Genomic DNA, 6,863 nt, shown 5'->3' on the forward strand with positions numbered 1-6,863 from the left:
GGCGAGGGCATCCATGTCGAGCGCGCCTTCACCGGCCGCGCCAATCTGTTCGCCTCGCGCCCGGGCGTGCTGGTGATCGACCGCGCCGCGGTCGACCGCATCAACAATATCGATGAGGCCATCACCTTTGCGACGCTCTCGGCCTACAAGCCGGTGGTCGAGGGCGAGATGGTCGGCACCGTCAAGATCATCCCGTTTGGCGTCGAAGGCAATTTACGCGATGCCGCAGTGAAGGCGGCGGGCAAGGACGTGTTGAAGATCGCGCCTTACGTGATCCAGCGCGTCGGCGTGGTCTCAACCCTGCTGCCGGGCCTGTCCTCCAAGGTGATCGACAAGACGCTGCGGGTCACGGCCGAGCGGCTCGCGCCAGCCGGCGCCAGCGTCATTGCCGAACGTCGGGTCCAGCACGACGAACAGGCGCTGTCGGCGGCGATCAAGGAATTGCTAGCGCTCGGCGCCGAGCTTGTCATCGTGTTCGGAGCGTCTGCGATTGCCGATCGCCGCGACGTCATCCCGGCAGCCGTCACCGGCATCGGCGGCGAGATCGAGCATTTCGGCATGCCGGTCGATCCCGGCAATCTGCTGCTGATTGCCCGCGCCGGCAATGTGCCGGTGCTGGGCGCGCCGGGCTGTGCGCGCTCGCCGGTCGAGAACGGCTTTGACTGGGTCTTGATGCGGCTGCTCGCCGGCATCAAGGTGACGCGTTCCGAGCTGATGGGCATGGGCGTCGGCGGCCTCCTGATGGAGATCGTCACGCGGCCGCAGCCGCGGGCCAAGCCCGAGACCGAAGGTAACAGCCAGGTCGCCGCCATCGTGCTCGCGGCGGGACGCTCGACCCGGATGGGTGGGCCGAACAAGCTGCTCGCAGAACTCGATGGCAAGAAGCTGGTGCGCCTTGCCGCCGAGCAGGCGCTGGCTTCGAAGGCGTCCGAGGTGATCGTCGTCACCGGCCATCAGGCCGAGTTGGTCGAGCAGGCCCTGCAAGGCTTGAAGGTGAAGTTCGTCCGCAATCCCGATTTTGCCGGCGGCATCGCAAGCTCGGTCAAGGCCGGAATCGCCGCCGTGCCTGAAGCTTGCGACGGAGCCGTTGTCTGCCTCGGGGACATGCCACTGATCGATGCCGGCCTGATCGACCGCCTCATCGACGGCTTTGCGCCGGACCGCGGCAACCTCATCGTCGTGCCCGTCAGCGAAGGCCGCCGCGGCAATCCCGTGCTGTGGTCGCGCCGCTTCTTCAAGGAGTTGATGACGCTCGACGGCGATATCGGCGCGCGGCATCTGATCGCGAAGCACACGGAGGCCGTGGCCGAAGTGCCGGTGGACGGCGAGAGCGCCTTCCTCGACATCGACACGCCTCAGGCGCTGGAAGCGGCAAGACGAGGATGACGGTGCGGTAAATAACGGTGCCGTAGGGTGGGCAAAGGCGCATAGCGCCGTGCCCACCATCTCTCGATCGCGACTACGATTCGGGCACGCTTCGCTTTGCCCACCCTACGCCCCTCCCAATCATCCGATTTCAACCACCCGTTCACCATCTGGAAACGACCCGCGCTTACAGTCGCCTCCACCTGCCTTGGGGGGAGGGGATTTTCCATGGCTTCGAACGTCGTCGCGCGCCGTTGCGCGATGTTTTTCTTTGCGTTGTCGGTTTGTGTTTCCGGCGCCCGCTACGTCACCGACGCCCACGCCGCGGGTGCCATCGCGGTTGGCAAGTGCGGCGCCTATGGTCAGGCTTTTGATTACGGCGCCGAGCACGAGGCGCGTGCAGCGGCGCAGAAGCAATGCAAGGGCGATTGCACCACGGTAACGATGAAGCGCGCCTGCGCTGCGATGTCGGTCGATCTCGCCAATCCTTGCGGCGCCTATGGCTACGCCGTCAAGCCGAAGATCTCGGCTTCCCTCAATGCCGCCACGCGTGAGTGCTACAAATACGGCGGCAAGGAATGCGTGATCCGCGCCTGGGCCTGCGACGCGAAAGGCTAATTCCTCTTGCTGTCAGTCCGCACCGATGCGTAGCATCTCGTCAGGAATGACAGTCGAGGAATTGCATGCAGTTCGACACCAAGATCGCAGTCGTGATCCGCACCGATCTTCAGGCCTGGCAGAAGCTCAACATCGCGTCCTTTCTCACCAGCGGCATCGCCGCGGCTTTTCCCGAATGCATCGGCGAAGCCTATGAGGACGCCTCGGGCACGAAATATCATGCGCTGATCGGTCAGCCGATCCTGATCTATGGCGCCGACGGTCCGGCGTTGTCGCGCGCGCTGGACCGTGCGCTCGCGCGCAACGTCAAGCCGGCGGTCTATACCGAGGACATGTTCAGCACCACGCACGACGCCGCCAATCGCGAGGCGGTGAGGGCAGTAACGCGCACGGACCTCAATCTCGTCGGCATCGCCATGCGCGCCGAGCGCAAGGTGATAGACAAGGTTATCGACGGCCTCAAGTTCCACAGCTGACACGTCGACCTTCCGCGCGGCGTCATTGTGGTGTCATGATGAGGGCTGGCTTGCGCAAATTTTGTGCTGTTTGACCCCCATCAAAGGGGCGCGGGGCGACGTCGCTATTCTGCTTCACAAATGCAGAGGAGCAGACAGATGCCGAGCATGAAAGCCGCAATCGTCAAGCAATTCGGCAAGCCACTGGTGATCGAGGACGTGCCGGTGCCGCAGCCCGGTCCCGGCGAGGTTCTGGTCAAGGTCAAGGCCTGCGGCGTCTGCCACACCGATCTGCACGCCGCGTCAGGCGACTGGCCGGTGAAACCAGTTCCGCCTTTCATTCCCGGCCACGAGGTCGCTGGCACTGTCGCCGCACTCGGGCCTGGCGTGAAGAATCTAAAGGTCGGCGATGCCGTCGGCGTCGCCTGGCTGCACGATGCCTGCATGTCCTGCGAATATTGCGAGACCGGCTGGGAAACGCTGTGCGAGCACCAGCACAACACCGGCTACAGCGTCAACGGCGGCTTCGCCGAATATGTCATCGCTTCCGCCGCCTTTGCCGCAAAGCTGCCAGCGGCGGTCGATTTCGCCGCCATCGCGCCGATCCTGTGCGCCGGCGTCACCACCTACAAGGGGTTGAAGGAGACCGAGGCTCGGCCCGGCGAATGGGTGGTGATCTCAGGCGTTGGCGGGCTCGGCCATGTCGCGATCCAATACGCCAAGGCGATGGGGCTCAAGGTCGTGGCCGTCGACATCGCCGAGGACAAGCTGGAGCTGGCGCGCGAGGCCGGCGCCGATCTCGCGATCAACGCCCTCGTGGCCGGCGCGGTAGACAAGGTTCTTGCGGCAACCGGCGGCGGGGCTCACGGCGTGCTGGTGACGGCGGTCTCGACCGCTGCGTTCGCCCAGGCGCTGAAGATGGTGCGCCGGAAGGGCACCGTCAGTCTCGTCGGCCTGCCGCCGGGCGAATTCCCGACGCCGATCTTCGACGTCGTGCTCAAGCGCATCACGGTGCGCGGCTCGATCGTTGGTACGAGGCGCGATCTCGACGAGGCCGTCGCATTCGCTGCCGACGGCAAGGTCAAGGCCGAAGTGACGAAGGTGCCGCTCGCGCAAATCAACGAGGTCTTCGACCGGATGAAGGCCGGCAAGATCGATGGCCGCATGGTGCTGGATTTCGGCTAGCGTTTCATCCAGGGGGCATGCCTTCGAACTTCGTCAGGCTGGGGTCGATCTGATCCCAGTCATGACCGCGCGCGGCGAAGGTGACGGCCTGCGGCTTGTAGCGGGCGGGCTCGTCGAGGCTCGCAGCGCGGATGGTGAAGACGTCGGGCTGCGCTGCGAAGGTCATGTACACAGGCACGCCGCATTGCGTGCAGAAGCCGCGCGTCTTCACGTTGCCGCTGTCGGCGACCATGTCCCAATGCTTCGCCTCGCCGGTTAGCGTGACGCCGGCCCGCGCGAACGTCGCGTACGAGCCATGCGCGCTGCCGCTTTCGCGTTGGCAGTCCCGGCACTGGCAGTGATTGCTGAACAGGGGCTCGCCGACAATCGAATAGCGGATCGCGCCGCAGGCGCAGCCGCCGGTATAGGGCTTGTCCATTGCGGCCTCCTTATTTGTCTTCGCCGGAGATGGCATCGAGCCGCTGCAACACCTTGACCCAACCGTCGCTCATGTTGCGATAAGCCGTGTCGTTCGTCGGCGTCACGAAGCCGGAGTGCACCACGCGCACGCGCGTTCCTGCTTCGACCGGCGTGAGCGACCAGGTGACGACGGTGTCGAGCGCTGAACCGTAACCGGTATTGCTCTCGTCACCCCCCTTCCAAGCGTAGGCGAAGCGCTGGTTCGGAACGACCTCCAGAACGCGGCAATGGATCGTGCCGTCCCACGCGCCGGCGGGATTGGTCTTGAACGTGAAGGCGTTGCCTTCGACCGCTTCGAAGCCGGTCGGCGGCATCAGCCAGCGCGCAATGAGTTGGGCGTTGGTCAGCGCCTTCCAGATCGTCGCGACGGCGTGAGGGAAGACCTCGTCGAGGACGATGTCTTGAGTTTGGACTTTGGAAGCAACTGCACTCACGGATCGATCTCCTTCAAGAGGTCACGCAGGTTTTCGAAACGCTCGCGCCAGAACACGCCGTAATGGTCCATCCAGGTGACCAGGGGCTCGAGCCCTTGCGGCGCGGCGCGGTAATAGACATTGCGGCCCTCGGCACGCTCGGCGACGAGGCCCGCCTGCTTCAGGGATTTCAGGTGCTGCGAGATCGCGCCCTGGGTGACGCCGCTACCGCGGGTGAGCTCGGCGACGCTGATCTCCTTGCTCTCGAAGACGCGCTCGAACACGGCGCGCCGGGTCGGGTCGGCGAGGGCGCGCATCACGGTGGTGATGGGATTTGGGGCGGCATCAATCATGGTTATTCGATTAGCGAATACTAATGCATTAGTCAATGCTAATCATTTAGCAGGGTGCATCTACGTCAGCGCGGCTGGCTTGACTATGACTGACTAGTCAGTCATAAATTCCGGATGAAAAGGAAGCCGACCAGAGTCGCCAAGCCGTCTGCAGAAGGCGGGGGCGATGCCTCCGCAGCCCCCGGAGAGGTGCCTGTGTCGAACCGGGCTACGCGCGCGCAGGAGCGGCGGGCGGCGATCGTGGAGGCGGCGATGGAGGAATTCATCGCCCGCGGCTTTGCCGCAACGCGCCTCGACGACATCGCCAAACGTGCCGGTGTCGCCAAGGGCACGATCTACCTGCACTTCAAGGACAAGGAATCGATGTTCGAGGAGCTGGTGCGCATCGTGATCGTGCCGGTCGTGGCGCGGCTGACCGCGCTGCCGCCGCCGACGGGCTCTGTGCGCGACCTCATCGAGGCCTTTGCCAGCAACTTCCTGAAAGAGGTCATCGGAACCAGGCGCGGCGATCTGGTTCGCCTGATCGTGGCGGAGGGGCCGCGCTTTCCAGCCGTCGCCGACTTCTACTACCGCGAAGTGGTCTCGCGCGGTATCGCCGCCATGCGCGGGCTGATCGAGCTCGGCATCGCCCGCGGCGAGATCCGCCAAAAGGACCTCGCGCGCTATCCGCAGATCCTGGTCGCGCCCGCGATGATCGCGGTGATCTGGCAGAGCCTGTTTGCGCGGCATGCGCCGCTCGACGCGCAGGAGATGCTGCGCGTCCATCTCGATTTGATTTTTGGCGAACGGAGGACGACATGAGGTCGTCGCAAGCAATTTTCAGATTGGCATTGGTCGTTGCGCTCGCAACCGGCCTTGCCGGGTGCAAGGAGAAGCGCGATCCTGGCTTCCAGGGCTGGGTCGAGGCCGACATGATCTTCGTCAGCCCGGACGAAGCCGGCCGGGTGACGAAGCTCAATGTCCGCGAGGGCGACGAGGTCAAGGTAGGCGATCACCTCTACTCCGTCGACGACGATCTCCAGCTTGCCGATCTCAACCAGAACAAGGCGACGCTCGCCAACGCACAGCAGACCTATGATCGGGCGGCCTCGCTGAACAAGACCGGCTCGGGCACGCAAGCCAATCTCGATTCCGCGGTGTCATCCTTGCGCGTCGCGGAGGCGCGGCTGGCGACCTCGGAGACGCGGATGGCGCGGCGCAAGGGGTTTGCGCCTGTTGCCGGCACCATCCAGCAGATCTACTTCCGCGAGGGCGAGATGGTGGCGGCGCAACGGCCGGTGCTGTCGATCATGCCGCCCGGCAACATGAAGCTGCGCTTCTTCGTGCCGGAGACCGCGCTGCCGAAGCTCGCGATCGGCGATACGGTGCGTATCTCTTGCGACAATTGCGCGGCCGACCTCACCGCAAAGATCTACTTCATTGCGACCTCGGCCGAATACACCCCGCCTGTCATCTACAGCCTCGATGAGCGCAACAAGCTGGTCTATTTGGTCCAGGCGCGGCCATCGCGGCCCGACGCGCTGCGGGTCGGACAGCCGATCGACGTCTATCTCAATCCCAAAACCCCGGTGGCGGACAAGCGATGAGCGGCGGCAACGGCATCGCGATCGACGTCAAGGGCCTGACCAAGTCGTTCGGGGGCCGCGAGGTCGTGCACGATCTCTCGATGCAGGTGAAGCGCGGTTCGATTTACGGCTTCCTCGGGCCCAACGGCTCGGGCAAGACCACGACCATCCGCATCCTCTGTGGGCTGCTCACGCCGGACAGTGGCGAGGGCACCTGCCTCGGCTACGACATCCGGCGCGATGCCGAAAAGATCAAGCGCCAGGTCGGCTATATGACCCAGCGCTTCAGCCTGTACCAGGATCTCTCCGTGCGCGAGAACCTCGAATTCGTGGCGCGGCTCTATGGTCTGGCCGATGCGCGAGGTGCCGCGCGCGGCATGATCAAGCGGCTCGGGCTCTCCGGGCGCGAGGAGCAGCTTGCGGGCGAGCTCTCCGGCGGCTGGAAGCAGC

General features: G+C 64.7%; 10 protein-coding genes. 7 read left to right on the forward strand and 3 right to left on the reverse strand.

The genetic code is table 11. The features are described from left to right. The 4 genes from MOV75_RS22325 to adhP all read left to right on the forward strand — a co-directional run. Nucleotides 1–1,386 (forward strand): NTP transferase domain-containing protein (locus tag MOV75_RS22325; RefSeq protein ID WP_247006625.1); only part of this gene is annotated, 1,386 nt, incomplete at its 5' end. 207 nt (nt 1,387–1,593) lie between these two features. Next, nucleotides 1,594–1,983 (forward strand): DUF4189 domain-containing protein, encoded by a 390-nt coding sequence (locus tag MOV75_RS22330; RefSeq protein ID WP_246926289.1) that lies wholly within the window; start codon nt 1,594–1,596, stop codon nt 1,981–1,983. Between the two features lie 65 nt (nt 1,984–2,048). Then, a complete protein-coding gene (locus MOV75_RS22335; RefSeq protein WP_246926287.1) occupies nt 2,049–2,459 on the forward strand; it encodes a DUF2000 family protein in 411 nt (136 codons plus the stop codon). 138 nt (nt 2,460–2,597) lie between these two features. Beyond that, on the forward strand, nt 2,598–3,623 hold the full coding sequence (adhP, locus tag MOV75_RS22340; protein ID WP_246926284.1) for an alcohol dehydrogenase AdhP: 1,026 nt from the start codon (nt 2,598–2,600) through the stop codon (nt 3,621–3,623). Nucleotides 3,624–3,627: 4 nt separating this feature from the next. Here the strand turns inward: adhP and MOV75_RS22345 are convergent, their stop codons facing one another. Genes MOV75_RS22345 through MOV75_RS22355 form a run of 3 tightly spaced genes read right to left on the reverse strand, consistent with a single transcriptional unit; the run spans nt 3,628 to nt 4,848 of the window. After that, complete coding sequence (locus MOV75_RS22345) at nt 3,628–4,041, reverse strand: GFA family protein (protein WP_246926282.1); 414 nt, start codon at nt 4,039–4,041, stop codon at nt 3,628–3,630. Between the two features lie 10 nt (nt 4,042–4,051). Continuing rightward, a complete protein-coding gene (locus MOV75_RS22350) occupies nt 4,052–4,516 on the reverse strand; it encodes an SRPBCC domain-containing protein (RefSeq protein WP_246926280.1) in 465 nt (154 codons plus the stop codon). Beyond that, a complete protein-coding gene (locus MOV75_RS22355; RefSeq protein ID WP_246926279.1) occupies nt 4,513–4,848 on the reverse strand; it encodes a helix-turn-helix transcriptional regulator in 336 nt (111 codons plus the stop codon). The genes MOV75_RS22350 and MOV75_RS22355 overlap by 4 nt, the downstream gene beginning before the upstream one ends. 114 nt (nt 4,849–4,962) lie before the next feature. Here MOV75_RS22355 and MOV75_RS22360 point away from each other — a divergent pair, with 114 nt between their 5' ends. The 3 genes from MOV75_RS22360 to MOV75_RS22370 all read left to right on the forward strand — a co-directional run. Next, entirely contained in the window at nt 4,963–5,649 is a 687-nt protein-coding gene (locus tag MOV75_RS22360) for a TetR/AcrR family transcriptional regulator (RefSeq protein ID WP_246926277.1), read from the forward strand. Beyond that, a complete protein-coding gene (locus tag MOV75_RS22365; RefSeq protein ID WP_246926275.1) occupies nt 5,646–6,434 on the forward strand; it encodes an HlyD family secretion protein in 789 nt (262 codons plus the stop codon). Before MOV75_RS22360 ends, MOV75_RS22365 begins: the two co-directional genes overlap by 4 nt. Beyond that, the coding region (locus tag MOV75_RS22370) for an ABC transporter ATP-binding protein (protein WP_247006627.1) at nt 6,431–6,863 on the forward strand (433 nt) is incomplete at its 3' end. The genes MOV75_RS22365 and MOV75_RS22370, both read left to right, overlap by 4 nt.

Origin of the sequence: Bradyrhizobium sp. PRIMUS42 (assembly GCF_023006515.1) — a bacterium.
Lineage (GTDB): Bacteria > Pseudomonadota > Alphaproteobacteria > Rhizobiales > Xanthobacteraceae > Bradyrhizobium.